Below are 25,206 nucleotides of genomic sequence, written 5' to 3' on the forward strand. Positions count from 1 at the left end.
CGCTCCCGCCGTACCCGCGCGAAGGGAAACGGTTGTGAGGCGGGCACGCACCTGGCTGCCCGGACTCCTCCTCGTCGCGCCGTCGATCGTGGCGATCGGCGTGTTCGTGTACGGCATGCTGGGCTGGAACTTCCGCCTGGCCATGACCGACCAGCACGATGAGGTGTCCGAGGGCACGTTCGTGGGGCTGAAGAACTTCGTCGACATCTGGGACCAGGTGCGCTGGCGCCTGTCGGTCGACCACGCGATCGTGTTCACGATCGTGTTCGTGGCGGGGGCGCTGGTGCTGGGCTGGTTCCTGGCGTTCCTCATGGAGAAGGGGATCTGGGGGGAGGGCACGTTCCGGGCGATCTACCTGTTCCCGATGGCCGTGTCGTTCGTCGCGACCGGCATCGTGTGGCGGTGGCTGATGAACTCGGGGACGGGTGAGCGGGCGGTCGGCCTGAACCGGCTGTTCGACGCGATCGGGCTGCCGCAGTGGCAGTGGTTCAGGGATCCGGACTGGGGGATGGCCGCGATGGCGCTCCCAGCGATCTGGCAGATGTCCGGATATGTCATGGCGTTGTTCCTGGCGGGGTTCCGCGGCGTCCCCGAGGAGCTGCGCGAGGCCGCGCGGGTGGACGGCGCCGGCGAGTGGGGCGTCTACCGGCACGTGGTGCTGCCCATGCTCAGGCCGGTCACCCTGTCGGCGCTGATCATCCTCGGGCACATCTCGCTCAAGGTCTTCGACCTCATCGTGGCGGTGTCCGGCAAGCAGATCATCACCGACGTGCCCGCGGTGTTCATGTGGGTGGCGGTCTACGACTCCCACGACCCGGCCAAGGGGGCCACGATCGCGTCGTACATCGTGCTCAGCGTGGCGGTCTTCGTGATCCCGTACCTGATCTGGTCGGTGCGCAAGGAGCGCAGGCCATGACGGCCGTCGCCGGCGGGCGCCGGACCGGGTTCGCCGTGGTGCGGTTCTGCCTGCTGCTCGCCCTGGTGGTCGTCGTCCTCGTCCCGATCTACGTGTTGCTGGCCACCAGCTTCAAGCCGCTCACCGAGGCCGACCCCGGCCAGGCGTGGAACCTGCCGCTGACGTGGACCACCGAGGCGTGGCGGGTGGCCTGGGAGAAGCTGGCCCCCGGCCTGTGGAACAGCGTGCTGCTGGCCGTCCCCGGCTCGCTGCTGTCGTGCGCGTTCGGGTCGATGAACGGTTACGTGCTGTCCAAATGGCGCTTCCCCGGCTCGGACGTGCTGTTCACGCTGTTCCTGTTCGGCATGTTCATCCCGTACCAGGGCGTGATGATCCCGCTGGTCAAGCTCCTGGTCTGGCTGAACGAGCAGACCGGGCTGGAGGGCGTCTTCTACGGCGGCATCCCGGGCCTGGTGCTCGCGCACGTCGTGTACGGCATCCCCATCTGCACGCTGATCTTCCGCAACTACTACGTCACGATCCCCGACGAGCTGATCGAGGCCTCGCGGGTGGACGGCGCGGGGATGCTGCGCGCGTACTGGTCGGTCGTGCTGCCGGTGTCGTGGCCCGCGATCGCGGTGGTGATCATCTGGCAGTTCACCTCCCTGTGGAACGACTTCCTGTTCGCGGTCTTCATCACCGGGCCGCAGAGCTGGCCGATCACCGTGATGCTGGTCAACATCGCCGGGGCCCAGGCCACCCCCTACAGCCAGCAGATGGCCGCGGCCGTCCTGGCCTCGATCCCGACGATGCTGATCTACGTGCTGCTCGGCCGGTTCTTCATGCGCGGCCTGATGGCCGGGGCGCTGAAGGGCTAGTTGGCCCGGTGGGCCAGGGGCTCGCCGCGGACGTACCTGGCGACGTCCGCGGCGACGATCCCGGCCGCCTTGGCCGCCGTCTCCTTGCTCGCGCCGGCCAGGTGCGGGGTCATGACCAGGTTCGGCGCGGTCAGCAGGCGGGAGCCGGGCGGGATGGGCTCCTCGGGGAAGACGTCCAGGGCGGCGCCGAACAGGTGGCCGGACTCCAGCGCGTCGCAGAGCGCGTCGTAGTCGAGCAGCGCGCCCCGGGCGCAGTTCACCAGCACCGAGCCGGCCGGCATGCGGGCGAGCCCGGCGGCGCCGATCATCCCGGCGGTCTCCGGGGTCGCGCGGGCGTGCAGCGAGACGAAACGGGAGCGTTCGAGCAGCTCGTCCAGCTCGACCCGGCCGGGGACCTCGACGTAGGGGTCGTGGACCAGCACCTCGGCGCCGAAGCCGGCCAGCATGCGGGCCACCCGGCGGCCGATCGCGCCGTAGCCGACCAGGCCGACCGTGCCGCCCTCCAGCTCCGGGCCCACGTTGTCGTACATGTAGTAGTCGCCGCGCCACACGCCGCCGGCCAGGTCGGCGTGCGTGCGCGGGATGCGCCGGGTGGCGGCCAGCAGCATGGCGAGCGTGTGCTCGGCCGTGGCCACCGCGTTGCGGCCCGGCGCGTACGTCACCGCGACCCCCGCCGCGGCCGCCGCCTCCAGGTTGGCGTTCACCGGCCCGCCCCGGCTCACGCAGAACAGCCGCAGGTCGGGGGAGGCGTCCAGGACGCGTTTGGTCAGCGGGGCCATCTGGGTCACGCAGACCTCGACGCCGCGCAGCGCCTCGATCAGCGCGTCCTCGACGTCGGACGCCTCGTCCACCTCGCCCACGCGGCCGAACGGCTCCACCGGCCACGGCAGCGTCAGCTCGCTGATGTGCACCTCGCCGGGCACCTCGCGCCTGAGCGCGTCGATGAGCAGGCGGTTCTGGACGAAGTGGTCGCCTGCGGCGAGGACTCGGATGGTCAACGAACGGCTCCAATCGGGGAGTTGTACCGCAGCATCGCCGGCCGTCCCGTGCCCGTGCGGAGCTCGGTCACGGCGCAGTTGTCCAGGCGCGGGAAGAGCCGGCGGTACTCGCCGAGCGGGACCCCGATGAGCCGGCACAGGGCGAGCCTGATGGCGGTCGTGTGGGCCACGACGAGCACCCGCCCGCCGGGATGCTGCGCTGAGATGTCGTGCAGGGCCGCGACGAAGCGGCCGGCGGCCTCGTTCGGGTCCTCGCCGCCGGGCAGGGGGTGGGCGGCCGGGTCGCGTTCGAAGGCGGCCCGCGCCTCGGGGAAACGGTCGTGCATCTCCGCCGAGGTCAGGCCCTCGCCCGCGCCGAAGTCCAGCTCCCGCAGCCGGGTGTCCACGGCCGGCCGCACGCCGGCCGCGGCGGCGCTCGGCCCGGCGGTCAGCCGGGCCCGGCTCAGCGTGGACGACCACACCGCCGCCAGCCCGGCCCGCGCCGCCCAGTCCGCCAGCAGGGCCGCCTGCTCGCGGCCCCGCGGGGTCAGCTCGATGTCGCTGACGCCCGCGTAGCGGTTCTCGGCGTGCCAGACGGTCTCGCCGTGGCGGACCAGGACGAGGTCGGTCATGAGCTGCTCCTCTTCCGGGCGTGCCCGGCGGCGTTCGCGGGCAGCCAGCCGCGCCGCTCCAGCTCCCCGACGAACCGCAGGTACGGCTCGTGGAGGCCGGCGGCCGACGGCTCGATCACCGCGCGGGTCCTGATCATGTGGCCGGGGCCGCCCGCCGCGAGCACGGCCATGCCCAGGGCGGGCTCGGCGTTCTCGCGCAGCGTCACGGGACGCCCGAGGACGTCGGCCCTGAGCTGGTTCCAGAAGGCGCTCCTGGTCGCGCCGCCGGTCAGGACGATCTCGCCGTCCACGGGCGCGCCCAGCAGGTCGAGGTAGTCGAAGCACAGACGTTCGACGAAGGCGGCGCCGAGCAGGACGGCGACGTACCGCTCGACGTCGTCGGCCGGTTCGCGGCCGATCGTGAACCCCTCGGCCCCGGGAGCGGCGAACGGGAATCGCTCCCCTCTGCCGATCAGCGGGTACGTGATCGGCGCGGACCCGAGGTCGCCGCGACGGGTCTCCGCCTGAGTGCTCAGGGCGTTCAGGTCGCGGCCCGGCAGGTCCCTCGTCAGGACGCCCGCGCCCGTGCTGGAGGCGCCGCCAGGCAGCCAGGAGCCGTCGGGGGCGCGGTGGGAGTAGACCACGCCCAGGGGGTCGTGGAGCAGGTCCTTCGTGACGCCCTTCAGCACCAGGGTGGTGCCGAGTACCGAGTTCCAGCTGCCGATCCGCCTGGTGCCCGCGCCCAGCTGGGCGGCGCAGCCGTCGGTGGTCCCGGCGATCACGGGGGTGCCCGCGGGGATGCCGGTCTCCTCGGCGGCGCCCGCGCAGACCGCGCCGAGACGGGTGCCCGAGCGCACCACCCCGGGCAGGGTGCCGGGGGGCACGCCGAGGGCGTCCAGGACGTCGTCCGGCCAGCGCTCGCCGATCAGGTCGGCGCCCGTCTTGAGCGCGTTGCTCAGGTCGGTGGACACCTCGTGGCCGACCAGGCGGCGGTTGACGAAGTCGTTCTGGTGGGCGGCGCGCACGCCCGGCGGGGCGTCGCGCAGCAGCCACAGCAGCTTCGGCAGGGCCCAGTTCGGCTGCATGCGCCGGTAGCCGAGCCGTTCCCACACGTGCCCGCCGGCCTCGTTGACCCGGTCCACCTCGGCGGTGGCGCGGCGGTCGTCGTACATGAGGGCGGGGGTCAGCGGGGCGCCGTCCCGGTCGGTGAGCAGGATCGTCCCCGAGGTGGCGTCGACGGCCACGCCCTCGATCCGGCCGGGCGGCACGTCGCGCAGCGCCTCGCGGGTGGCCGCTGCCAGCTCGCGCCACCACTGCTCGGGGTCCTGCTCGTGGCGGGGGCCGTCGCGGTGGCTGGTCAGCGGGCGGACGGCCGCGCCGAGCACCCGGCCGTCCGCGTCCACGGCCATCGCCCGTACGCTCTGGGTCCCGAGGTCGATGCCGATCCACACGCTCATGCCCGGCTCCGCATCCCGGCCAGCAGCGGCCACGAGTTTGCCTCGGTCGTCCGCAGGGTCAGGAAGTCGGCGAACAGCCGGTCGTACCGCTCGTGCGGGCCGGGGTCGGGCTCGACGGCCGCGCGCAGGCGTACGTGCCGGCCGGCCGCCTCCGCGACGGACGCCGCACCGCCCGTGGCCGCCAGGCCCACCAGGTACGCCCCCCGCGCCCCGACCTCGGCGTCGGCCGGACGCCGTACCGGCAGGCCGGTGACGTCGGCGATCAGCCGCAGCCAGGCCGCGCTGGCCGAGCCGCCCCCGCACACCCGCAGCTCCGTGGGCGGGGCGCCGGTGGCGGACAGGCAGTCGCGGATCACCATCGTGAGCCCTTCGAGCACGGCCCGCGCGACCTGCTCGCGCCCGTGCTCGAACGACAGGCCGAGCAGCGCCCCCCTGGCCAGCGGGTCGGAGAACGGCGCCCGCTCCCCGGCGGGCGACAGATACGGCAGGAACGCCAGCCCGCCCGCGCCCGGCTCGCCCAGCAGGGCCAGCTCGCCCAGCTCGGCGGGATCGCGCAGCCCGAGCAGGCGGCAGGCCCACTGGACGACCTCGGTCCCCGCGAACGTGGGGAAGGCCCGCAGGTAGCCGCCGGGGGCCGCGATCGTGATGCCGGTCGGCTCGCCGTCCAGCGCCGGCGACTCGACCATGACCTCGGTGCACAACGTCGTGCCGAGGATGCCGCACGCCTGGCCGGGCAGCACCGCGCCCGCGCCCAGCGCCGTGCTGACGATGTCGTACGGCGCCATCACGACGGGGGTGCCCAGGGGCAGCCCGAGCGCGTCCGAGGTGAGCGCGGCGACGTGGCAGGACCGGATCGGGGGCAGCAGCCGCTCGGCCCACTCCAGCCCGAACGCGCTCAGCAGGCCGGGGGAGTAGGCGCGGGCGCGCAGGTCCATGAAGGGGGCCGAGGCGTCGGACTCGTCGGCGACCAGCTCGCCCGTCATCCGGGAGAAGATCCAGCCGCCGCAGGTCAGCATGGCGGCCGAACGTTCGAGCCGGTCGGGTTCGTGCTCGCGCAGCCAGGTCAGGACGGCGTGCGGCAGGCCGGAGGCGGCCGAGGAGCCGTTCACGGCGAACGCGGTCGCGGCGAGGCCGGACCTGGTCCAGGCGTCGATCAGGGCGGCGGCGCGGCCGTCGTTCCACAGGATCGCCGGGCCGGTGGGGTCGCCGTGGCGGTCCACGAGCCAGCAGCCGTCGCCCTGGGCCGTGACGGCCACGAAGTCCACGGGGTCCACGGGGTCCACGGGGGCCAGCTCGGCCGCGACCTCGCGCACGGCGTCCGCGACCGCGTCCCAGACGGCGTGCATGTCCTGCTCGGCGTGGCCGGGCGCGGGCCTGGACACGGTCGTGGCGCGGCGGGCGACGGCGGTCTCCGCGCCGGTGGCGTCGTAGCCGACCGCCTTGATGACCGTGGTGCCCGCGTCCACGCAGATGATCGCCATCAGGCCCTGCCGTGCGAGGTCCTCGACCGGCGCGACACCGAGTCGACGATCACCGCGAGCAGCAGGACGGCGCCGGTGACCACGAACCGGATCGAGGAGTCCAGGTTCAGCAGCGTCAGGCCGCTGGAGATCGACTGGATCACGACGATGCCGAGCAGCGCGCCGAACGCCGTGCCGCGCCCGCCGAACAGGCTCGTCCCGCCGATGACGGCCGCCGCGATGGCGTTGAGGTTGACGTCGCCCGCGCCGCTGCTCTGGTTGGCCGCGGCCAGCCGCGCGGCGGCCAGGATGCCGCCCACCGCCGCGAACGTCGAGCAGAGCACGAACACCGAGGTGTAGACGGCCCTGACGTTGATTCCGGCGCGGCGCGCGGCCTCCACGTTCCCGCCCACGGCGTAGACGGCCCTGCCCCACTTCGTCCGCGACAGCAGGTAGTGCATGACCAGCACGAGCGCCACGAAGAAGACGAACATCCAGCCCACGCCGCGCGTCCGCCCGAGGTACCAGACCACGAACGCCAGCACCGCCAGCAGCGCGAGGCTCCTGGCCGCCAGCAGCGGCACGCTCCTGGCCGACAACCCCGCCCGCCGCCGCTGCCCGGCGTGCAGGAAGCCGCTGACGAACAACCAGCCCGCCGCGACCACCGCGAACGTGTACGACAACCAGGCGGGCACGAAGTCGAGCTGCGCGAAGTTCACCAGCCCCGAGTCGAACGGCAGGTTGATCGACCCCTTGGTGCCCAGCACGTAGAGCTGGAGGCCGAGGAAGGCGAGCAGACCGGCCAGCGTGATCACGAAGCTGGGCACGCCGAACCGGTTGAACAGCTGCCCGTACAACCAGCCGATGACCGCGCCCATGAGCACCGAGGCCCCGATCGCGATCCAGACCGGCAGGCCGTTGCTCACGAACAGCACCGCGAGCACCGCGCCGGACAGGCCGCTGACCGAGCCGACCGACAGGTCGATCTGGCCCACGAGCAGCACGCACACGATGCCCAGCGCGATGACGCCGACGGCGGCCGACTCCAGCGTGAGGTTCACCAGGTTCGCGCTGGACAGGAAGATCGGGTTGAGGATCTGCAGGACCGTCCAGATGACGACGAGGCCGACCACGACGGGGATGACGCCGAGGTCGCCGCCGCGGGCCCGCTCCACCACGTCGGCGAGCACGCCGCGCAGCCCCTGCCGGTCGAGCAGCCGCTCGTCCTGACGGTCTGTGGTCATGGTCACGGGGTGACCTCCCTCGTGTCTCTGGCCTGGGCCCGGCGGGAGACCGCGTTGTCGGTGGCGCCGGTGATGGCGGCGATGATCTCTTCGGCGGAGACGTCGCCCACGTCGAACACCCCGTTGTTGCGGCCGAGGCGCAGCACCGCCACCTTGTCGGCCACGGCCTTCACGTCGGCCATGTTGTGGCTGATCATGATGACGCCGAGGCCGTTCTCGCGCAGGCGTTCGACCAGGTTGAGCACCTCGGCGGTCTGGGCCACGCCGAGTGCGGCGGTGGGCTCGTCCAGGATGATGATCTTGGGGTCGCCGAGCAGCGACCGCGCGATGGCGACCGTCTGGCGCTGGCCGCCGGACAGCGCCGCGACCGGCACCCGCACGCTCGGGATCTTGGCGGAGAGCTGCCGGAGCAGCTCCCACGAGCGGGTCTCCATGGCCACGTCGTTCAGCCGCAGCGGGCGGATCTCCTGGCCGAGGAACAGGTTCTGGATCACGTTGAGGTTCTCGCAGAGCGCCAGGTCCTGGAAGACGGTGGCGATGCCGAGCCGGTGCGCGGCGGCCGGGCTCGGGATCTCGACCTCCCGGCCGCCGAACGTGATCGTCCCCGAGTCCGGCGGGTGCACGCCGGAGAGGATCTTGACCAGCGTCGACTTGCCCGCGCCGTTGTCGCCGACGACCGCGACGACCTGGCTCGCCGCCACATCGAGTTCGATGTCCGTGAGGGCGGCCACCGCACCGAAGGTCTTGTTGATGCCCCGCAGGGACAGGACGGTCATCGGCGCCTCCTACTTGATGCCGAGCTCGTCGCAGCCCTTGGCGTACTCGCCGGTGCAGACGTCGGCGGCCTTCATGATCTGGCTGTCGAACAGCACTTCCTTGATGTTCTCCCTGGTCACGACCGTGGGGACGAACAACTGCGAGGGCGTGTCGTAGAGCGTGTCCTTGCCCGCGGGCTTCTTGCCCTGCATGAACTGGTATGCCGTGTCCGCGGCGGCCTCGGCCACGATCTTGATCGGCTTGGAGATCGTGTTGTACTGGTCGCCCGAGATGACGCGCTGGGCGGCGGCGATCTCGGCGTCGTTCCCGGTGACCGGCGGCACCTTGACCCCGGCCGCCTTGAAGGCCGCGATCGAGCCGCCGCCGGTGCCGTCGTTGGCCGCGACCACGCCGACGATCTGGTCCTTGAACTGGGTGATCTGGCCGCTGACCCAGGTCTGGGCCTTCTCGGGCTGCCAGTCGGGGGTGTCGTACTCTGCCAGCAGCTTGAAGCCGCTCGGGTCGACCGCGCTGTGGATGCCCTTCTTGATCAGCCCGGCCGCCGCGTCCGTGGGGGAGCCGTTGACCTGGAGGATGCCGCCTTCGGCGTTCTCCTTCTTGAGGTGGTCGACCAGCGACTGGGCGATCATCGCGCCGATCTTCTCGTTGTCGAAGGAGATGTAGTGGTCGGCCGGCGTGGCCGGGATCGGACGGTCGTAGGCGATGACCGGGACCTGCTGCGACTGGGCCGTCTTGACGATGGTGGCCGCCGCGGCCGAGTCGACCGGGTCGATGACGATCGCCTTGACGCCCTGGGCCAGCGCGGAGTTGGCCTGCTGCTGCTGTTTGGCGGCGTCGGAGTCGGCGTTCTGGTAGATGACCTCGCAGCTCGGGCACAGCTGCTTCATCTTGGCCTCGAACAGGGGCTTGTCCTGCAGCTCGTACCGGGTGGAGGCGAGGTCGGGCATGAGGAAGGCGACCTTCGCGTTCTCGGCGCTCCCACCACCGCCGCCGGTGTTCCCGCCACCGCCGGAGCCGGAGTCCGAGCCGCAGGCGGCCAGCACCGAGCCTGCGAGCACTGCCATTGCGGCGAACGCATAGGTCCGCGTCTGAGCTCTGTTCACGGGTTCATTCCTCACTCGCTCATTCATCACGCTCGATGCCCCCGAGACCGGGGCACGCCCTCACAGGAGGGCGAGCCCTGTGGTGCGGCTCACGTTAGCGCGAGGTCAGAATATTTGTCCAGCAAAAGTGTTCAGAGCTGACGCGCGGCTGCCACCAGGCCCTCCGCGGTCGGGGTGTCGGTGACGAGCTGGTTGAAGTAGCCGCCCCTGGCCCCCGCGACGATCGAGAGCACCTTCTCCGCGCCGACCGCGACCGCGATCGTGGCCGGGATGCGGCGCAGCTCCTCGGGGCGCGGGGCCACCAGGCGCTCGCTGCCCGGGTACGTCACCGGGTCGCCGTTCCTGTCGTAGACGCGCATGCAGACGTCGCCCACCGCGTGCCGCAGGGAATCGGCGTCGCGGGGCATGAGCGCGGGCACCATCTGCCGCATCAGCGGCGCCGAGCCCACGCCGACGATCGCGCACTTGGCGTGCGCCCACAGGTCCATGACCCGGCGCACGGACGGCTCGTGCTGGAGCGAGTAGAACAGCTCGGGGCCCGGCAAGGCGGGGGCGTAGAGGTAGGCGGGCACGCCGCCGGCGCGTTCGGCCAGGATGCGGGTGGTCTCGTTGGTCTGGAACCAGGGCTGCGGCTCCTCCTGGCCGCCGACGGCCGGCGCGATCGTGACCCCGGGGAACTGGCCCAGGCCCTCGCGGGCGCACTCGTAGACGGTGGTGCCCGAGGAGACCAGCACCACGTCGCCCGACTCCAGCCCCACGGCGGCCAGCGCGCGGGCCACGCCGGGCGCCAGCCACGGGCCCAGCGTGGGGCCGCTGACCTTGGGCACCAGGTGGACGCGCTCCAGGTCGAGCGCCCGCGCCACCTCGGCGGCCAGCGGGCCGTCCGCCAGCGTGGCCGGGCGGTGGACCTTGATCTCGACGATCCCCTGCCTGCGCGCCTCGGTGAGCAGCCTGCTCACGGTCGCCCTGCTGACGCCGAGCCGCGTGGCGATGTCGCCCTGGGTGGCGTCCTCCATGTAGTACTGCTGGGCCGCGGCGTACATCAGCTCGTGGGGGAACCTGGCCTGCGCCTCCGGTGCGACGTCGGCGGCATTCATGCGCGCGCTCCCTCGATGGTGCGTGAACACAATTGCTGAACACATGCGAAGACGACTATACGGCCTCGGGCCGCGAGGGACAGGCCGGCCCGCTACGCCAGCGATCGGCCGACCAACGCGTCACCCAGCGGCGTACGCGCACAAAGGACGGAACGGCCGGTGCGGGTGCCGGCGACCAGGCCCGTCCGGCGCAGGGCGGCCAGGTGCCCGCCGGTGGCGCCGAGGCTCTGGCCGAGCAGGGCGGCGAGATGGGTGGTCTTCGCGGGCACGGCCAGCTCGGTGAGCACGCGCGCCCGGGTGCGCCCGATCAGCAGCGCCAGGTCGCCGTCCGGCACCCCGACCCCGGCGCCGGTGCCCCGGGCCGGGTAGACCAGGGCGTTGGGCCACGCCTCCCCCAGGTACACGCCGGCCGAGGGGGAGAAGACGGTCGGCAGGAACCAGGCCCTTGCCGCCCAGCGCGTGGCGGCCGTGGTGGGTGTGCAGGCGCACCTCGATGTGTCCACCACCCGCGGCGAGAACAGCAGGTCCCGGACCGGCCCCGGTGGCGGCGGCAGCCTGGCCGGCACCCTGGCGATCCCCTCGTGCGCCTGGCCGACCGGGGTCCGGCGCATGGAGGCCAGCTCGGTCTCGTGGGGCCCGGCATGGGGTGGGCCGCGGTGCTGGCCGGGTGCGCGGCGGCGGGGCTGTCGTACCAGCTCGGGTTGCAGCGGCGGTTCGTGGACGCGGTGCCCGAGGAGGGGCGCGGGCAGGCGTTCGGGCTGCAGTCGGCGGGGCTGATGACGGGCCAGGCGGCGGGCGCGGCGCTGGTCGGCGTGCTGGGCGAGTCGATCGGGCCCGGCCCGGCGATCGTCGCGGCGGGCGCGGCGGGCGTCCTGGTCGCCCTGGCCCTGGTCCGGTCGCTCCGCCCACCGCGCCCAGCCCCGCCCACCGGCCCCGCCACGTCGCCCGGTGCGGTCACGTCGCCCGGTGGGGTCACGTCGCCCGGTGGGGTCACGCAGCCGGAAGCTCGCCGGAGCCCCGCGGGATGAGACGTACGGGCAGCTCGACGTGCTCCGAAGGCCCGCCGTCACCGCGCAGGCGGCGGAACAGCAGCTCGGCCGCCACCCGGCCCATCCACGCCGGATCCTGCGCCACCACGCTCACCCCCGGCCGCAGCAGGTCGGCCAGCTCGAAGTCGTCGAACCCCACCAGCGCGAGCCGCCGCCCCTCCAGGGCCCGCAGCGCGGTCACGGTGAGCCGCCCGTTCCCGGTGAACAGCGCGGTCGGCGGCGCGTCCAGGGCCAGCATGCGCCGCAGGTCGGCCCGCACGCCGTCCAGCGACGGCGTGCGCATCGCCACCAGCCGCGGGTCGAACAGCCCGCCGAGCGCCCGCCGGTAGCCCGCCAGCCGCTCGGCCGCGGTGTAGATCGCCGGATCGTCCCCCAGGAACGCGATCCTGTGGTGCCCGTACGTGAGCAGGTGCCGTACGGCCTGCTCGGCCCCGCCCGCGTTGTCGGCGAGCACGGTGTCCACGTCGATCCCCGGCTCGGGCGGCCGGTCGGCGAACACCACGGGCGTGCCGGTCTCCAGCTCCCCCCGCAGGTACGCGTGGTCGTCGCCGGCCGGGACGACGATCAGCCCGTCCACCCTGCGCGCGCAGAACGTCTCGACCAGCTCGCGCTCCCGGCCCGGCTCCTCGCCCGAGGAGCCGCTGAGCAGCAGGCAGCCGTGGTCGATGACGACGTCCTCGACGGCCCGGCTGAGACCGGCGTAGAACGGGTCGGCTACGTCCTCGATGACCAGCCCGATCGTGGCGGTCATGCCGGTGCGCAGCCCCCGGGCGCTCTCGTTGCGGCTGTAGCCCAGCCGGTCGATGGCCGCCCGCACCCGCTCGGCGGTGGCCGGATGGACGCCGGGCTCGCCGTTGACGACGCGCGAGACGGTCTTGAGCGCCACGCCCGCCGCCGACGCGACGTCCTTCATCGTCGGTCTCACGCATGGATCATGTCCTACTCCACCCGGGCGGACAACGCTGTCAGACGCCTGTGCCAGAGTAGGTGCCCTATGCCGTTGAGACACGCCTTGCTGGTTGCCGGGTTCGTGCTGGCCGCGCTCAACCTGAGGCCCGCCATCGCGGGCCTCTCACCGCTCCTCGACGAGGTCATGAAGGACCTGGGGCTGTCGCCGTCGGCCGGCGGCGCGATCACCACCGTCATGGTGCTCTGCCTGGGCGTGTTCGGCCCGGTGGCCCCGCTGCTCGCGCGGCGCATCGGCCTGGACAGGACGCTGCTGGCCGGCCTGCTCGTCGTCGCGGCGGGCGAGCTGCTGCGCGGGCTCGACGGCGTTCCCATGCTCTACCTGGGCTCCGCGCTGGCCGCGACCGCCATCGCCGTCATGAACGTCTCCATGCCCGGCATCGTGAAGCAGCACTTCCCGACCCGGGTCAACCTGCTCACCGGCGTCTACGTCGCGGCCGTGGTCGCCGGCGCGGCCGGGGCCTCGGCCCTGGTGATCCCGCTGGAACGGGTCACCGGCTTCGACTGGCGCGGCGTCTCGGCGCTGCTCGCCGTGCCCGCCCTGGTCGCGGCCCTGCTCTGGCTGCCGCAGGCGGTCCGGGGCAGGCCCGCCGAGCAGGGCGGCCCGAGGCCGTTCGGCGTCGTCCTGCGCAGCCGCGTCACCTGGTACGTGACCGCCCTCATGGGCCTGCAGTCGCTCACCTTCTACGTCATGCTGGCCTGGCTGCCGACCATCTTCCTCGACGCCGGGCTGCCCGCCGACCAGGCCGGCTACCTGCTCAGCCTGACGAACCTGGTCCAGGTCGCGACCTCGCTCGCGGTGCCGGTGCTGGCCGGGCGCCGGGCCTCGCAGGTGCCGTACGTGGTGGGCGCGGGCGTGCTGACCGTGCTCGGCTACCTCGGCGTGCTGCTGGCCCCGGCCACCCTGCCGTGGGTGTGGATGATCGTGCTCGGCGTCGGCCAGGGGGCCTCGTTCGCGCTGGCGCTGCTGATCATCGCGTTGCGCCCGGCCGATCCCGCCGGCGTGACCGCGCTGTCGGCCGTGGCCCAGTCGGTGGGGTACGTGGTGGCCGCCCTGGGCCCGCTGCTGTTCGGCTACCTCAGGGAGGTCTCGGGCGGCTGGACCCTCCCGCTGACGGTCGGCCTGGGGGTCCTCGGCGCTCAGCTGGTGGCTGGATGGTTCGCCGGACGCCCTGCTACTTTAGGTAAGGCTAACCTATAGAAGGGATCCGCAGCGTGCTGACCGAGGCTCTCCAGCGCCTGGCCGACGCCCGGGGCGGCGTCATCGGGGTCGAGCCCGGCCTCGTGATCGACCCCGACGAGAGCTGGACGCCCGCCGCCGACCTGGTGCGGGAGCCGTACACGCTGCTGGAGGACCTGGTCGCGCAGACGGCCGCGCGCTGGAACGCGCCGCGGCACGTCGGCGCGGCGCTGTTCTGGAAGACCTTCGGCTACTGGCACAGCCTGCCCATGGCGCTCGGCTGGGCCCTCGACGGCCGCATCCCGGTCATGCGCCTGGCCGACACCTACTTCAAGGTCTCCGACGCCGGCGTGACGATCGCCGCCGGCCGGGTGAGCTGGGGCACGGGCGTCGAGCCCATCCGCGAGTCGCTGGCCGAGGCGCAGCAACCGCTGGTCAAGGCCATCGGCGCGCTCGCCAAGGTCGGCGAGCGCACGCTGTGGGGCTCGACCGCCGAGGCGTTCGCCCACCCGCTCGTCACCATCGTCAAGGGCGACTACATGGCCCTGCTCGCCGAGATCGGCGAACCGGTCGACGGGCTGGTCGAGCCCGCCGACGACGGCTACTTCCGCAGGACGTGCTGCCTGTGGATCACCCTGCCCGACGCCGAGGCGTGCGGGAGCTGCTGCGTGCTCAGGCCACAGCGACCGGCTCGTCCATAGGGCGCAGCTCGTCGGCGTAGCTCACCGACACGCGGCGCATGACGCCGCTGTCGTCGATGGAGTACTGGCCGAGCCGCCACAGCGGCGGCGAGTAGGCGTGGATCGAGACGCTCTCGCCCACCGCGCCGCCGAGCCGGTGGATGTGGTCGGGCCCGAACGAGAACGACTGGCCGGCGGGCACCACGGTCTCCAGGTGCTCGCCGCCGATGCGCGGGTTGCACTCCTGAAGCGCCCCCTGGACGACGTGCACCGCGCCCGAGGAGATGTCGTGGTCGTGCCAGCCCGTATCGTCCTCGGGACGCCAGCACAGCACCCAGACGTCCACGTAGGCGTCCCGGTACAGGGAGGCGTAGTGCCGTCCGCCGTCGGTGGGGAAGTCGACCAGCTCGCGCCACTCCTGCGGGTTGGCGGCCAGCTCGTCGACCAGGTCGCGCAGCTCACGCCGGTCGAGCGCGCGCTCCGGAAGCCCGGCACACACGCCCCCGCCCTGGATCTGGATGTCACTCACGTACGAGTCTCCCTTCTGTATCTGATGGCCTCACTCCGTGAGGCGGCTCGGTCGCCTGAATGCCGGCGCCTTCCCCCGCTCTGGTCGCTGCGCTCCCGCCGCTCCTCCAGGCGCCGGCGCTCCCTCGCGGGTCTGATGGCCTCACTCCGTGAGGCGGCTCGGTCGCCTGAATGCCGGCGCCTTCCCCCGCTCTGGTCACTTCGCTCCCGCCGCTCCTCCAGGCGCCGGCGCTCCCTCGCGGGTCTGATGGCCTCACTCCGTTCGGCGGGCTCGGTCGCCCGTGCCGGCGCGGGCGCTCCCTCGCGGGGGTCATGGCTTGGGGAGGGACAGGAGGCGGCGGGGGTTGGTGGAGTGGATGGCGTGGAGGGCGGCGGCGCCGAGGCCGGGGTCGGGGGCGGTGGCGTACGGGGCGTCGGAGCCGTTGACGACGACGTCGATGCCCAGCTCGCGGACGATCGCGTCGATGGCACGCGGCCCGTAGGAGGACGTCTCCACGAAGAAGCCGGGGTCGACCAGGCCGCGCCCGGTGCCGCCCCGGGCGATGAGCCGTTCGGAGTGCAGCGGCGCCAGGCCCGCCAGCAGCGCGAAGCACACCCGCAGCCGAGGGTGCCGGGGCCTGACCACGGCGTGGAAGTGGTGCCAGGCCGCGTGCATCTGCTGCACGTACGGCACCAGCGCCGGCCACCACGACGGCGCACCCGGCGGCGGCGCCACGGCGGCCGGCCCGGGATGCACGAACAGCGGCAGATCCCGCTCGGTGAGCACGTCGAGCAGCCGATCGTCCGGTACGGCGGTGGCCGGGATCTGCAGCCCGACCGCCCCCCGGTCGAGGTCCTCGGCCAGCCGCTCCGGATCGGGTTCGCTGTGGCAGGTCGCCGCCCACACCCCGAACGGCTCGCCCAGCGCGAGCGCGCCCTCGTGGTAGGCGTCGATCAGCGGCCAGGCTTCCTCCGGCGGCAGGAACTCCACGCCCAGCGGGCTCGACAGCGACACCAGCGCCAGGTCGAGCCCGGTCGTGTCCCGGTGCTCGTGGTCGGCCGGATCGACCTCGTACGGCGGCTCGCCGTCGAGGAGCAGGGTCCAGCCGTCGAGCCGGGGAGGGGCGGTGCGAGCGCGCAGCGCCGCGACGAACGAATCCGTCCACAGATGCTGATGCACGTCGATGCTCACGATCACACCTCCCTCTATTTCCTACTGAGATTACAGGTAAACGAACTGTACTGCGAAATCAAGCCTGTGAACCGTTTCAGTGATACGGTTCAGTGAACCGCTTCACTGTCCTGTTTGTCAACGGTTCGCACGTCGAGGCCGGGTCAGGAAGAACCCCGCGAGCCTGAGCGGGAATCCGGCTTCTGTCGGTGGCAGGCAATAGGCTGGCTGGATGCCGCGGAAGAGAGCGACGATTCGGGAAGTGGCCCGCGCGACCGGTCTGTCTCCGGCGGCCGTCTCCTATGCGCTGCGCGGTATGCAGGTCTCCGAGGAGACGATGGAGCGCGTCCGCGCCGCCGCGGCCGAGCTCGGCTACGAGGCCGACCCCATCGCCAGGGCCCTGGCCAGCGGCCGCACGGGCATGATCGGCCTGCTCTGCGGCTCGCTCGAAGACCTGTGGCAGCAGTCGCTGGCGGTCGGCATCAGCAGGGGCCTGCGGGAGAAAGACCGCTATGCCCTGATCCTCGACGCGGTCGGCGACCCCGACCGCGAGCGCGTGCTCGCCCAGCAGCTCCGCGACCAGCGCGTCGACGGCATGATCGTGCAGCCGGTCGACCCGGCCGCGCCGTTCTGGGCCGAGCTGTGCGAGTCGCTGCCCGTCGTCGCGATCGGCGACTCACTGGCGGGCACGGCCGGCGAGGTCGTCTTCGACAACCGCCGGGGCGTCACCCTGGCCCTCGAACATCTGGCCGGCCTCGGTCACCGCCGGGTGGCCGTGCTCACGCCCACCCATGCCAGCACCCCCGACCGTCCGGCCGACGTGCACGTCCTGGCCGAGGCCGACCGGCTGGGGCTCGACATCGAGGTCGTCACGGCCCCCCACGACCTGGCCGCGGCCACCTCGGCGGCCCACGAGATCCTCTCCACGTCCAGGCCGAGCGCGGTCTTCTGCTTCGCCGACTCCATCGCCTACGGCGTCTACGCCGCGGCCAAGGAGCTGGGCCTGTCCATCCCCGGCGACGTGTCGGTCATGGGCTACGACGACCATCCCATGTCGGGGCTGCTCACCCCGGGCCTGACCACCGTCGACTGGGACATCGACGGCATCGTCAGGGCCGCGGTGCGGCTCATCGCGGCCGCGGCCGACGGCGGCACCCGGCGGCGCCGCGTGGTCCAGGAGCCGACGCTCAGGGAGCGTGGCTCGGTCGCGCAAGCGCCGCCCGCGCCTCGTCCAGCTCGTCGGTGAGCTGTCCGTCGGGCCGCGCCCCCTTGCGGGCCCGTACGGCGGCGGCGCGCTCGCAGGCCAGCACGATCTCCAGCGGTTCGAGGCAGCGCAGCGCGTGGCGGGCGGCCTGGGTGGCGAAGCCGGCGTGGTCCTCGGTGCCCAGCGAGATCACCGCGGTCCCGGTCGTCACGGGGGCCGCGAGGTGGCGCAGCTCGGCCAGGGCGTCCTGGGCCACGTACTCCAGGATCATGAGGCCGGAGGCGCCCGGCCGGTCGGCCAGGAAGGGGAGCTGCCCGGTGTAGGCGGGGTTCATGAGGGTGGCCAGGCGGGCGGTGCTGAGCTGGGCGGTGTGGGCCAGCGCGGCCCGCAGCGCGTCGAGGGCCAGGGCCACCGGGGCCGAGTGGAAGTTGCCGTTGTGCCAGGCCAGGGTGCCGGTGACGAGCGGGTTCTCGGTGGCGGCGTTCAGGTCGGTCTCGACGGTCGCGGTGGCACGCTCCAACGCGTCCACGGCCGCGCCGTGCACCTGCGCGAAGGCGCGGTAGCCGTACGGGTCCTGGACGCGGGTGGCCAGCTCGTGGGTGAGCAGGCCGCGCAGGCGTGCGGCCACGCGCGACTGGCCCGGATGCGGCCTGGCCTCCTGGACGGCCGCGGCCAGCGGCTCGGCGGAGGCGTCCACGGCGGTGAAGGACAGGGCGGCCACGTCGACCGCGGCCTCCAGCAGATCACCCAGCCGGTGGCAGGCCAGCGCGGCGTCGGCCAGCGTGGCCGCGCCCGAGCTGATGAAGGGCAGCGCGTCGCCGGAGGCGAGCGCGAAGCGCGGCCCGGCCGTCTCCTCGCCCGCGCGCCGCCAGGGCACCTCGCCCAGCAGGCACAGGGCCGTGGTGGCGAGCGCGGTCAGGTCGCCGGTGCCGATCGCGCCGTACGTACGGACCGGCGGCGTGAAGCCGCCGGCGACCGCGTCGGCCAGGACGGGCAGCACGGCCGGGTCGATGCCCGAGCCGCCCGCCATGAGCTGGTTGAGCCGCACGACGAGCATCGCCCGCGCGCGTTCGGCCTCCACCAGGGGACCCGCTCCGCAGGCGTGGCTGCGCAGCAGGTCGAGGCCGGGGGAGTCGAGCCGGACGTCCCGGTTGGCGCCCACGCCCGTGCTGCGGCCGTAGACCGGGCCGCTCAGCCCCTGGGCGGTGGCCCACGAGGCCCGGGCCCGATCGAGGGAGGCGATCGTGACCCGGGCCCGGCCGTGGGCGGCTTCGTGCACGTGGGCGCAGGTCAGGCCGGCGCCGTTGAGCTGCATGGGAAGGGGGTCAGTCGTTGTCGGGGATGAACAGGCCGAGCAGCCAGCTGACGACGCTGATGATGATCGCGCCCCAGAAGGCGGCGGGGTAGAAGTTGTCGACGTGGAAGGGGATGTCGAACTGACCGGCGATCCAGCTCGTCAGCAGCAGCATGCCCGCGTTGATGACGAGGAGGAACAACCCCAGGGTCAGCACGATGACCGCGCACCCCAGCGCCTTGACGATCGGCTTCACGATGGCGTTGACGACGCCGAAGATCAGGGCCACCAGGAGCAGGACGCCCCAGTACTTGGCCGAGTTCTCCGGGGCGGTGATCTTGATGCCGTCGAGGAGCTGGATGGCGACCCAGAGGGCGGCGGCCGCGGCCACGGTTCTGATGATGAATCTCACGCTGGTTGATCCTCCCACTTCGCGATCGCCGGCGCGATAGACGGACGGCAGGACGCCGTTCGATCACTGACAGTAGTGGCGGTTACCTGTGACTCATGTCGGGAAAGGGAGCGGGATGGACGCTAATGGTCTTGAGTCGTTGCCCGCGGCGGAGTTGCACGACCGAGCGGTGCGGTACGCCGTACGCCATGGGGATCTGGGCTTCCTGTGGAACCTGCTCAAGGTGATCCCGGCCGCCGAGGCCGCCAGCGGTCATGAGAGTGAGACCGCCAACGACCTCAGCCGGGTCTCCGCGCTGCTCAGCGACGCGCTGGCGGCGGGCGAGGGCGAGCTGGGCGAGGCGTTGCGCCCGATCTACCTGGAATACCTGCGCGATCACCCCGACGCGTGAGCCGCGCTCAGCCGGCCAGGCGCGCCCCCGCGGCGATCCCCGAGATGCCCGGCGTGCTGACCTCCTGGCCGTCCCGCAGCACGATCATGGTCTCGTACGCGCCCGCGTCGGCCAGGTCGGCCGCGAAGCGCCTGGCCAGGGTGGGGCCCATGGCGTACATGGCGGTGGCGTAGGCGTCGGCCACGCCGAGGTCGGGGCCGATCACGGTGACCGAGCCCAGCGTCTGCTGGCGCTCCCCGGTGCGCGGGTCCACCACGGCCGCGCCGCCCGAGGTGGCGATGCCGAGGTCGTGGGCGAACAGCGCCTTCCTGACGACGTCGGTGCGCGGGTCGCGGATGCCGACGCGCCAGGGTTTGCCCGGGGCGGCCGAGCCGCGCACCCTGATGTCGCCGCCCGCGTTGATGCGGTGGTCCCCGGCGCCCGCGTTGCACAGGGCCCGCGACAGGCGTTCGAGGGCCCAGCCCTTGATGTAGCCGGAGGGGTCGATCACGCCGTTGATCCGGTGCTCGAACCAGCCGCCGGTCGCCTCGCCCAGCTCCTCGCAGCGATGCAGCACCTCGACGAGCTCGGGGATCTGCCTGATGGTCAGGTCGTGGTTGAGCCGCCAGATCTGGCTGTCCTCCTTGGCCGGGCTGAAGGTGTCGGCCACCCAGCGCAACCAGGAGAAGGCGTCGTCCAGCAGGGGGGTGAGCTCTCGGGCCGGCAGAGCCGTGCGGATGTCCACGCTGACGGGCATGCCCATGACCGTGTCGACACGGGCGCTTCCGGGGAAAATCGTCACCTGGCCTCCTTGTCCGCTGCCCACGCTCTCACGTCGGCCGTAACGTGGGGCTAAACCTTTTGCCCTGGTTTGAAATGAACCTGTGACCTGGGGATCGCGAGGCGTGACAACGCGCCGCCGACGTACCGGGTGAACGGGCGTGGGCCCTCGACGACCACTTCGCGCTCGGCGATGTCGGGGATCTCGCGGCTGAGGCCGGAGGCGCTGATGCGCTCCTTGGCCCTCGGGTCGTGCTCGGCGCCGGTGACGAGGATGAGGCCGTACCTGGCTTCCAGGTCGCGCAGCTCGGTGCTGGCGCGTTCGGTCCGGTAGACGGCCACGATGTCGGCCCCCGTGCTGCGCCCGGTGTCGCGCCCGGTATTGCCGGTCAGCCGGGCGCGCAGGGTTTCCGCGTCCATGCCGGACGCGATCAGCACCCTGCCCCTGGTCTCGGGGGCCACCGTGTGGCTGCGGACCGCCATGACGGCCGCCATCGCGTACAGCAGGAGCGACCCGACGCGGCTGAGCTCCGTCACGTACGCGGTGGAGCTCAGCTCGTGGGCCACCAGCAGCGCGCCGGCCAGGTAACCGCCGAGCCGCAGCCGCTGCCTGGCCTGCTCCGTCCGGAGCAGGTCGGCGGCCTTGACGGTGGCGAAGCCGAGCGCGACGAGCAGCGCCGCGGCGGCGTACGCGGTGGGCCGCCAGGGGGAGCCGAACCCCGGCTGGATCGCGCCGAACTCGGCGACCGCGACCCCGCACCAGAAGAGGATGGGACCGTGACTCGCATTCACCTCACTAGCCATGTCTACGACGATGCTGAAGGAACATGAGAGCTTTCTGAGTAAGGTCTGAAACATGGCTAACGTGCGTGTTGAGCGGACAGAAGACGGCGGTTTCCGGGCCACGAACGCCCGCGGCGCCGAGGTGAGGATGGGTGGCGGCGACGAGGAAGGCGTGTTCACCCCGGTCGAGCTGCTGCTCGCGGCGGTGGGCGGATGCAACATCGTCACCGTCGAGCCGCTCACGGCCAAGCGCGGGCACCGGCTGGTGCGCCTGGCCATGACGGTGGAGTCGGAGAAGGTCGAGCCGAACAAGCTCGGGCCCGTGACGGTCACCTACGACGTGGAACTGCCCTCGGAGGAGGCCGACGAGGTGTTCAGGGCGGTGGCCGGGCGGGTTCACGACAAGTACTGCACGGTGAGCAGATCGTTGCAGGACGGTACAGAGGTTCGATTGGAGCTTCCCTAGTCGGATTAAACGCTTATTCGACCCCGTTATGACGCGACCGTTGCATTCGTCTCGGTAGCGTTGTAGCAGGTCGAGAGGCCACAACAGACCTTCACCGATGCGGACGCGGAGGGGGACCGCGGTCCGCGAGTGCGGGACCGCCGACGTTTTTGGGGGAAGACGTCGGCCTGGACCGCCACCGATCGGGGCCGGGCAGATTTGGGGGAACTGCCCGGCCCCGATCCATACCCACATCCCCCCTGCCGTCCCCCCGTCTCCCCGCCTCCTGTTGATGGGCCCGCCCGCCGCCCGCCTTCACTCCACATCCGGGAACTGGTGAGCCGTGGCTCATGCGTATTGTCCTGTGGTGTGAAGAAAGTTCTCATCGACTGCGACCCCGGCATCGACGACGCGCTCGCCCTGGCCCTCGCCGCCGGCTCCCCGGACCTCGACGTGGTGGGCGTCACGACTGTGGGCGGCAACGTCGACCTGGAGCTGACCACCGCCAACGCGCTGGCGCTCAGGGAGTTCCTCGACCTCGGCGACGTGCCGGTCACGCCCGGCAGCGCGGGCGCCCTGCTGCACCGTACGGTCCGCGCCGGCCACGTCCACGGCGCCACCGGCCTCGGGGACGTCGTCCTGCCCGCCCCCGTACGCCCCCTGTCGGACGGCCACGCGGTGGACTTCATCGTGGACGCCCTGCGTGCCGCCCCGGGCGAGATCACGCTGGTCGCGGTGGGCCCGCTGACCAACATCGCCCTCGCCGTACGCCGCGAGCCCCGCGTCGTGGAGTGGGCCCGCGAGCTGGTGATCATGGGCGGCTCGTACACGCGGGGCAACCACAACCCGGCGGCCGAGTTCAACATGCTGGCCGACCCCGAGGCCGCGGCGATCGTCTTCGAGGCCGGCTGGCAGGTACGGCAGCTCGGCCTCGACGTGACCCTGTCCGCCCTGGTCACCGCGGACGTGCTCGACCGCATGCGGCCGCTCGGCCGGCTGTCGGAGCTGCTGGTGCCCGCCGCGCGGTTCTACGGCGTGGTGACGGCCGAGGGCGGCCCGGCGATCCACGACGCCTGCGCGGTGGCGTACGTGCTGGACCCGTCGTTGTTCACCTGCGTGCCGGCCGTGGTGAACGTGGAGACCGCCGGGACGTACACGCGGGGGATGACCGTCACCGACTTCAACCTGCGCGGACGTGCGGCGAACGCGTTGGTGGCGACGTCCGTGGACGTGAAGGGGTTCTGGGACCTGGTGCTGGGGGCGTACGGGAGGCTGGGGGAGCGGCTCGGCTGATGTGCGGGCACCGTCCGGCGGCTGATACAGTTAAGCCTGTTGCGCCGCTAGCTCAGTTGGTTAGAGCAGCTGACTCTTAATCAGCGGGTCCGGGGTTCGAGTCCCTGGCGGCGCACCACCTCACCGAAACCGCCTGGTCTCCCAGGCGGTTTCGCTGCTTTCCGGGCCCCTTCGGTGCCAACGGCTTGCGACAATCGGTCGGTGGACGAGATGTTTCTGAGGTGGCTGGCGGGGCTGGGTGCGGAGAGGCTGGCCGAGGTGCTGGCGTTGCGGCCGGACGTGTTGCGGCCCGTGCCGCCGCGGCGGCTGGTCGAGCTGGCCGAGCGGCTCGACGCGCCCGAGTCCGTGCACCTGGCGCTGTCCCGGACGCCGTTGCCCTGCCTGCTGCTGACCGAGGCGATCCTGGTGTCGGCCCGTACCGGGCGGCCGTTGTCCGAGCTGGTGGACGCCGGGGTCGACCGCTCGGAGCTGATCGACCGGCTCGAACGCGCGGCGCTCGTACGGCGGGGTGAGGGCGGGGCGTTGCGTCTCGCCGCCGGGTTGCCCGCGGTGCTGCCCACGCCCCTGGGGCTCGGTCCCGACCTGGCCGCGCTCCTCCCGCAGGTCACCGTGGCCGAGCTGACCGACATGCACCGGCGGCTGGGCGGCACCGGCACGGGGCGCAAGGCGATGCTGATGGAGTCCATCGCGGCGGTCCTCGGCGACCCCGACAGGCTTGCCCGGCTGGTCGCCCGCGCCCCGGCGGGCACCCGCGAGCTGCTGGACGACTTCGTCGAACGAGGGCCCGCGCGGGTGCTCGACGAGTTCCCGCCGCGCGGCCAGTACCAGCCGCGGCGTGCGATGACCCCGGCGCGCTGGGCCCGCGACCACGGTCTCGTCTGGAGCGTCGACTGGGAGCGCACGTACGTCATGCCCATCGAGGTCGCGCTCGCGCTGCGCGGGCGTGACCACCGGATCGATCTGCCGGTCGAGCGACCGGCCGTCCGTACGCGGCCGGTCGCCGGAGAGCTCGTCGCGCACGAGGCGTCCGTGGCCGCCCTCCGCCTCCTGGACCGGGCCGCGGCCCTGCTGGAGGCCGCGGCGGCGGAGTCGTTGCCCGAGCTGAAGGGCGGCGGCGTCGGGGTCAAGGAGGTGCGCCGCCTGGCCGGCCGGCTGGGCAGCGCCGAGGACGAGGTCCGCCTGCTGCTGGACGTCACGCACGCCGCCGGGCTGCTGGCCGCCAACCCGGTCACGCAGGTGCGTACCCGGCGCGCGACCGAGACGCGGCGTAGCGGGGTCTCGCCGACCAGGGGTTACGACGCGTGGTTGCGTCTGGAGCCGGCCGACCGCTACGCGGCCTTGGTCGAGGCGTGGTGGCGGTTGCCGATCAGCCCGACCCGCCGGTACGACGGCAAGCCGCGTACCCCGCTGGCCCCCGCCGGGACCGGGACGCCGTCCAGCGTCATCCGCGAGGTGGTGTTCGAGCTGCTCCCGGACGGAACGGCGGCAGGAGAGGCGGCGGCCGTGGTGGACGCCGAGGAGGTGGCGGCGGCCGCGAGCTGGCACCTTCCGCTGGTGCAGCGGGCGAGCTGCCGCGAGGTCGTGCTGGCGGTCCTGGCCGAGTCGAGGCTGCTGGGCCTGGTCGGCGCGGACGCCCTCAGCCCGCCCGGCCTGGCCCTCCGGACGCCCTCAGCCCCGCAGGTGGCCGAGGCCGCCGAGGCGCTGCTGGCCGTGGCCCGGCAGCAGGCGTTGTTCGGGACCGACCTGACCGCCGTGGTCACCGGCCCGCCCGCCGCCGCCCTGGCCGAGGTCCTCGACCGGGCAGCCGACCGCGAGCCCGGTGGCACGTGGCGGTTCGGCCCTGCCTCGGTACGCCGCGCCCTGGACGCCGGCCACACCGCGGCCGACCTCGTCTCCGCCCTGGCCGAGGTGGCCTCCGGGCCGTTGCCGCAGCCCCTGACGTACCTCGTCCACGACGTCGCCCGGCGGCACGGGGAGATCGAGGTGGTCCCGGTGGGCTGCTGCGTGGTGGGCGACCACGCCCTGCTGGCCGAGCTGGCCGCGCATCGCAGGCTGGCGAAGCTGCGTCCGCGCCTGCTCGCCCCCACCGTCCTGGCCAGCGCCCTCGACCCGGCGCAGACCCTGGCCCTGCTCAGGGAGGCCGGGTACGCGCCGGTGGCCCGCGAGGCCGACGGCTCGCTCGCCGTGACCGGCCGGACGCCCAGACGCGCCCCCGCCCGTCCGGCCCGCCGCGAGCATGCGGTGCTCAGCCCCGAACGCGCCGCCGCCTGGCTGGTCACCACCGCCGGCGAGCCGGCCCCGATCTTCCACGGGCTGCGCGACGTGTTCAGCCGGTGCGCCACCGCCCTGCCCCCCAAGGCCCGCGATCGGGTGGCGATGGAGCTGCAGTACCACGGCACGGCCCGGATCACCTACGACGGCGAGGACCTCACGGTCAGCGGCCCGGAGGTGCGCGGCGCCGACCTCGACGTGTGGTGCCACGAGCCCGCCGAGTTCCGGCTGCTGGACCTGGCCAAGATCACCAAGGTGCTGACCTGATCACGCGTCCAGCGTGTCGCGCACGGCTCAACCGT

Annotated in this window: 26 protein-coding genes and 1 tRNA gene; 11 read left to right on the forward strand and 16 right to left on the reverse strand. The window is 72.8% G+C overall.

All coding sequences use genetic code 11. From position 1 onward, the window contains the following. Positions 1-34 precede the first annotated feature (34 nt). Together ACIHAD_RS18395 and ACIHAD_RS18400 are read left to right on the forward strand one after the other, a co-directional pair. Positions 35-916 (forward strand): carbohydrate ABC transporter permease, encoded by an 882-nt coding sequence (locus ACIHAD_RS18395; RefSeq protein ID WP_397355669.1) that lies wholly within the window; start codon positions 35-37, stop codon positions 914-916. Continuing rightward, a complete protein-coding gene (locus tag ACIHAD_RS18400; protein WP_397355670.1) occupies positions 913-1,773 on the forward strand; it encodes a carbohydrate ABC transporter permease in 861 nt (286 codons plus the stop codon). Before ACIHAD_RS18395 ends, ACIHAD_RS18400 begins: the two co-directional genes overlap by 4 nt. Here ACIHAD_RS18400 and ACIHAD_RS18405 read toward each other — a convergent pair. The 9 genes from ACIHAD_RS18405 to ACIHAD_RS18445 form a co-directional block, all read right to left on the reverse strand. Continuing rightward, complete coding sequence (locus tag ACIHAD_RS18405; protein WP_397355900.1) at positions 1,770-2,765, reverse strand: 2-hydroxyacid dehydrogenase; 996 nt, start codon at positions 2,763-2,765, stop codon at positions 1,770-1,772. The two genes, ACIHAD_RS18400 and ACIHAD_RS18405, sit on opposite strands and share 4 nt — an antisense overlap. A 2-nt stretch (positions 2,766-2,767) precedes the next feature. Then, a complete protein-coding gene (locus tag ACIHAD_RS18410; RefSeq protein WP_397355671.1) occupies positions 2,768-3,382 on the reverse strand; it encodes a histidine phosphatase family protein in 615 nt (204 codons plus the stop codon). Then, the gene (locus ACIHAD_RS18415; RefSeq protein WP_397355672.1) at positions 3,379-4,818 is read right to left on the reverse strand and encodes an FGGY-family carbohydrate kinase; all 1,440 of its coding nucleotides are present in this window, start codon (positions 4,816-4,818) and stop codon (positions 3,379-3,381) included. Before ACIHAD_RS18415 ends, ACIHAD_RS18410 begins: the two co-directional genes overlap by 4 nt. After that, positions 4,815-6,299, reverse strand: coding sequence for an FGGY family carbohydrate kinase (locus ACIHAD_RS18420; protein ID WP_397355673.1), 1,485 nt, complete (start codon positions 6,297-6,299; stop codon positions 4,815-4,817). Before ACIHAD_RS18420 ends, ACIHAD_RS18415 begins: the two co-directional genes overlap by 4 nt. Further along, positions 6,299-7,522, reverse strand: a complete 1,224-nt coding sequence (locus ACIHAD_RS18425; RefSeq protein WP_397355674.1) for a sugar ABC transporter permease — start codon at positions 7,520-7,522, stop codon at positions 6,299-6,301. Before ACIHAD_RS18425 ends, ACIHAD_RS18420 begins: the two co-directional genes overlap by 1 nt. 2 nt (positions 7,523-7,524) lie before the next feature. Continuing rightward, positions 7,525-8,298 carry an ATP-binding cassette domain-containing protein gene (locus ACIHAD_RS18430; protein WP_397355675.1) on the reverse strand — a complete coding sequence of 258 codons (774 nt, stop codon included), beginning with the start codon at positions 8,296-8,298 and terminating at the stop codon, positions 7,525-7,527. A gap of 9 nt (positions 8,299-8,307) precedes the next feature. Further along, positions 8,308-9,363: a sugar ABC transporter substrate-binding protein gene (locus tag ACIHAD_RS18435; RefSeq protein ID WP_397355676.1), complete on the reverse strand. Its 1,056-nt coding sequence runs from the start codon at positions 9,361-9,363 to the stop codon at positions 8,308-8,310. Positions 9,364-9,533: 170 nt separating this feature from the next. Continuing rightward, on the reverse strand, positions 9,534-10,499 hold the full coding sequence (locus ACIHAD_RS18440; RefSeq protein ID WP_397355677.1) for a sugar-binding transcriptional regulator: 966 nt from the start codon (positions 10,497-10,499) through the stop codon (positions 9,534-9,536). 92 nt (positions 10,500-10,591) lie between these two features. Beyond that, positions 10,592-11,110 carry an ArsR/SmtB family transcription factor gene (locus ACIHAD_RS18445; protein WP_397355678.1) on the reverse strand — a complete coding sequence of 173 codons (519 nt, stop codon included), beginning with the start codon at positions 11,108-11,110 and terminating at the stop codon, positions 10,592-10,594. An 18-nt stretch (positions 11,111-11,128) separates the two neighbouring features. Here ACIHAD_RS18445 and ACIHAD_RS18450 point away from each other — a divergent pair, with 18 nt between their 5' ends. Beyond that, positions 11,129-11,527: an MFS transporter gene (locus tag ACIHAD_RS18450; RefSeq protein WP_397355679.1), complete on the forward strand. Its 399-nt coding sequence runs from the start codon at positions 11,129-11,131 to the stop codon at positions 11,525-11,527. Here the strand turns inward: ACIHAD_RS18450 and ACIHAD_RS18455 are convergent. Then, entirely contained in the window at positions 11,490-12,473 is a 984-nt protein-coding gene (locus ACIHAD_RS18455) for a LacI family DNA-binding transcriptional regulator (RefSeq protein WP_397355680.1), read from the reverse strand. The two genes, ACIHAD_RS18450 and ACIHAD_RS18455, sit on opposite strands and share 38 nt — an antisense overlap. A gap of 75 nt (positions 12,474-12,548) precedes the next feature. Here ACIHAD_RS18455 and ACIHAD_RS18460 point away from each other — a divergent pair, with 75 nt between their 5' ends. Further along, positions 12,549-13,715: a CynX/NimT family MFS transporter gene (locus ACIHAD_RS18460; protein ID WP_397355681.1), complete on the forward strand. Its 1,167-nt coding sequence runs from the start codon at positions 12,549-12,551 to the stop codon at positions 13,713-13,715. 14 nt (positions 13,716-13,729) lie between these two features. Further along, positions 13,730-14,395: a hypothetical protein gene (locus ACIHAD_RS18465; RefSeq protein ID WP_397355682.1), complete on the forward strand. Its 666-nt coding sequence runs from the start codon at positions 13,730-13,732 to the stop codon at positions 14,393-14,395. Here the strand turns inward: ACIHAD_RS18465 and ACIHAD_RS18470 are convergent. Further along, the gene (locus ACIHAD_RS18470) at positions 14,367-14,903 is read right to left on the reverse strand and encodes a cysteine dioxygenase (RefSeq protein ID WP_397355683.1); all 537 of its coding nucleotides are present in this window, start codon (positions 14,901-14,903) and stop codon (positions 14,367-14,369) included. The two genes, ACIHAD_RS18465 and ACIHAD_RS18470, sit on opposite strands and share 29 nt — an antisense overlap. 309 nt (positions 14,904-15,212) lie before the next feature. Continuing rightward, a complete protein-coding gene (locus tag ACIHAD_RS18475; RefSeq protein WP_397355684.1) occupies positions 15,213-16,073 on the reverse strand; it encodes an amidohydrolase family protein in 861 nt (286 codons plus the stop codon). Between the two features lie 211 nt (positions 16,074-16,284). Between ACIHAD_RS18475 and ACIHAD_RS18480 the strand changes: the two genes are divergently transcribed. Beyond that, a complete protein-coding gene (locus tag ACIHAD_RS18480; protein WP_397355685.1) occupies positions 16,285-17,298 on the forward strand; it encodes a LacI family DNA-binding transcriptional regulator in 1,014 nt (337 codons plus the stop codon). On the opposite strand, the gene ACIHAD_RS18485 is transcribed toward ACIHAD_RS18480, so the two are convergent. Together ACIHAD_RS18485 and ACIHAD_RS18490 are read right to left on the reverse strand one after the other, a co-directional pair. After that, positions 17,240-18,571: an aromatic amino acid ammonia-lyase gene (locus ACIHAD_RS18485; protein ID WP_397355686.1), complete on the reverse strand. Its 1,332-nt coding sequence runs from the start codon at positions 18,569-18,571 to the stop codon at positions 17,240-17,242. The genes ACIHAD_RS18480 and ACIHAD_RS18485 overlap by 59 nt on opposite strands. Positions 18,572-18,581: 10 nt before the next feature. Then, positions 18,582-18,962: a phage holin family protein gene (locus tag ACIHAD_RS18490; RefSeq protein WP_397355688.1), complete on the reverse strand. Its 381-nt coding sequence runs from the start codon at positions 18,960-18,962 to the stop codon at positions 18,582-18,584. A 115-nt stretch (positions 18,963-19,077) separates the two neighbouring features. Here ACIHAD_RS18490 and ACIHAD_RS18495 point away from each other — a divergent pair, with 115 nt between their 5' ends. Further along, positions 19,078-19,353 carry a hypothetical protein gene (locus tag ACIHAD_RS18495; RefSeq protein ID WP_397355689.1) on the forward strand — a complete coding sequence of 92 codons (276 nt, stop codon included), beginning with the start codon at positions 19,078-19,080 and terminating at the stop codon, positions 19,351-19,353. Positions 19,354-19,360: 7 nt separating this feature from the next. Here the strand turns inward: ACIHAD_RS18495 and ACIHAD_RS18500 are convergent, their stop codons facing one another. Both ACIHAD_RS18500 and ACIHAD_RS18505 read right to left on the reverse strand, forming a co-directional pair. Continuing rightward, a complete protein-coding gene (locus ACIHAD_RS18500; RefSeq protein WP_397355690.1) occupies positions 19,361-20,134 on the reverse strand; it encodes an FAD:protein FMN transferase in 774 nt (257 codons plus the stop codon). 50 nt (positions 20,135-20,184) lie between these two features. Then, a complete protein-coding gene (locus ACIHAD_RS18505; protein ID WP_397355691.1) occupies positions 20,185-20,916 on the reverse strand; it encodes a hypothetical protein in 732 nt (243 codons plus the stop codon). Positions 20,917-20,968: 52 nt separating this feature from the next. On the opposite strand from ACIHAD_RS18505, the gene ACIHAD_RS18510 reads away from it, so the two are divergent. The 4 genes from ACIHAD_RS18510 (at position 20,969) to ACIHAD_RS18525 (ending at position 25,171) form a co-directional block, all read left to right on the forward strand. Continuing rightward, positions 20,969-21,361 carry an OsmC family protein gene (locus ACIHAD_RS18510; RefSeq protein ID WP_397355692.1) on the forward strand — a complete coding sequence of 131 codons (393 nt, stop codon included), beginning with the start codon at positions 20,969-20,971 and terminating at the stop codon, positions 21,359-21,361. Positions 21,362-21,709: 348 nt separating this feature from the next. Then, positions 21,710-22,633, forward strand: coding sequence for a nucleoside hydrolase (locus tag ACIHAD_RS18515; protein WP_397355693.1), 924 nt, complete (start codon positions 21,710-21,712; stop codon positions 22,631-22,633). A gap of 41 nt (positions 22,634-22,674) precedes the next feature. Continuing rightward, positions 22,675-22,751 (forward strand) — tRNA-Lys (locus ACIHAD_RS18520). Positions 22,752-22,843: 92 nt separating this feature from the next. Continuing rightward, positions 22,844-25,171, forward strand: a complete 2,328-nt coding sequence (locus ACIHAD_RS18525; protein WP_397355901.1) for a helicase-associated domain-containing protein — start codon at positions 22,844-22,846, stop codon at positions 25,169-25,171. The last annotated feature ends 35 nt before the right edge of the window (positions 25,172-25,206 follow it).

It is taken from the genome of Nonomuraea sp. NPDC052265 (genome assembly GCF_044547985.1).
Classification (GTDB): domain Bacteria; phylum Actinomycetota; class Actinomycetes; order Streptosporangiales; family Streptosporangiaceae; genus Nonomuraea.

What these genes read in the sequence shown, in the direction of transcription:
- ACIHAD_RS18400 (WP_397355670.1), top strand. Translation starts at nt 913, where the DNA reads ATGACGGCCGTCGCCGGCGGGCGCCGGACCGGGTTCGCCGTGGTGCGG.
- ACIHAD_RS18410 (WP_397355671.1), bottom strand. Translation starts at nt 3,382, where the DNA reads ATGACCGACCTCGTCCTGGTCCGCCACGGCGAGACCGTCTGGCACGCC.
- ACIHAD_RS18415 (WP_397355672.1), bottom strand. Translation starts at nt 4,818, where the DNA reads ATGAGCGTGTGGATCGGCATCGACCTCGGGACCCAGAGCGTACGGGCG.
- ACIHAD_RS18420 (WP_397355673.1), bottom strand. Translation starts at nt 6,299, where the DNA reads ATGGCGATCATCTGCGTGGACGCGGGCACCACGGTCATCAAGGCGGTC.
- ACIHAD_RS18425 (WP_397355674.1), bottom strand. Translation starts at nt 7,522, where the DNA reads ATGACCACAGACCGTCAGGACGAGCGGCTGCTCGACCGGCAGGGGCTG.
- ACIHAD_RS18430 (WP_397355675.1), bottom strand. Translation starts at nt 8,298, where the DNA reads ATGACCGTCCTGTCCCTGCGGGGCATCAACAAGACCTTCGGTGCGGTG.
- ACIHAD_RS18435 (WP_397355676.1), bottom strand. Translation starts at nt 9,363, where the DNA reads ATGGCAGTGCTCGCAGGCTCGGTGCTGGCCGCCTGCGGCTCGGACTCC.
- ACIHAD_RS18440 (WP_397355677.1), bottom strand. Translation starts at nt 10,499, where the DNA reads ATGAATGCCGCCGACGTCGCACCGGAGGCGCAGGCCAGGTTCCCCCAC.
- ACIHAD_RS18445 (WP_397355678.1), bottom strand. Translation starts at nt 11,110, where the DNA reads ATGCGCCGGACCCCGGTCGGCCAGGCGCACGAGGGGATCGCCAGGGTG.
- ACIHAD_RS18480 (WP_397355685.1), top strand. Translation starts at nt 16,285, where the DNA reads ATGCCGCGGAAGAGAGCGACGATTCGGGAAGTGGCCCGCGCGACCGGT.
- ACIHAD_RS18485 (WP_397355686.1), bottom strand. Translation starts at nt 18,571, where the DNA reads ATGCAGCTCAACGGCGCCGGCCTGACCTGCGCCCACGTGCACGAAGCC.
- ACIHAD_RS18495 (WP_397355689.1), top strand. Translation starts at nt 19,078, where the DNA reads ATGGACGCTAATGGTCTTGAGTCGTTGCCCGCGGCGGAGTTGCACGAC.
- ACIHAD_RS18505 (WP_397355691.1), bottom strand. Translation starts at nt 20,916, where the DNA reads ATGGCTAGTGAGGTGAATGCGAGTCACGGTCCCATCCTCTTCTGGTGC.
- ACIHAD_RS18510 (WP_397355692.1), top strand. Translation starts at nt 20,969, where the DNA reads ATGGCTAACGTGCGTGTTGAGCGGACAGAAGACGGCGGTTTCCGGGCC.
- ACIHAD_RS18525 (WP_397355901.1), top strand. Translation starts at nt 22,844, where the DNA reads ATGTTTCTGAGGTGGCTGGCGGGGCTGGGTGCGGAGAGGCTGGCCGAG.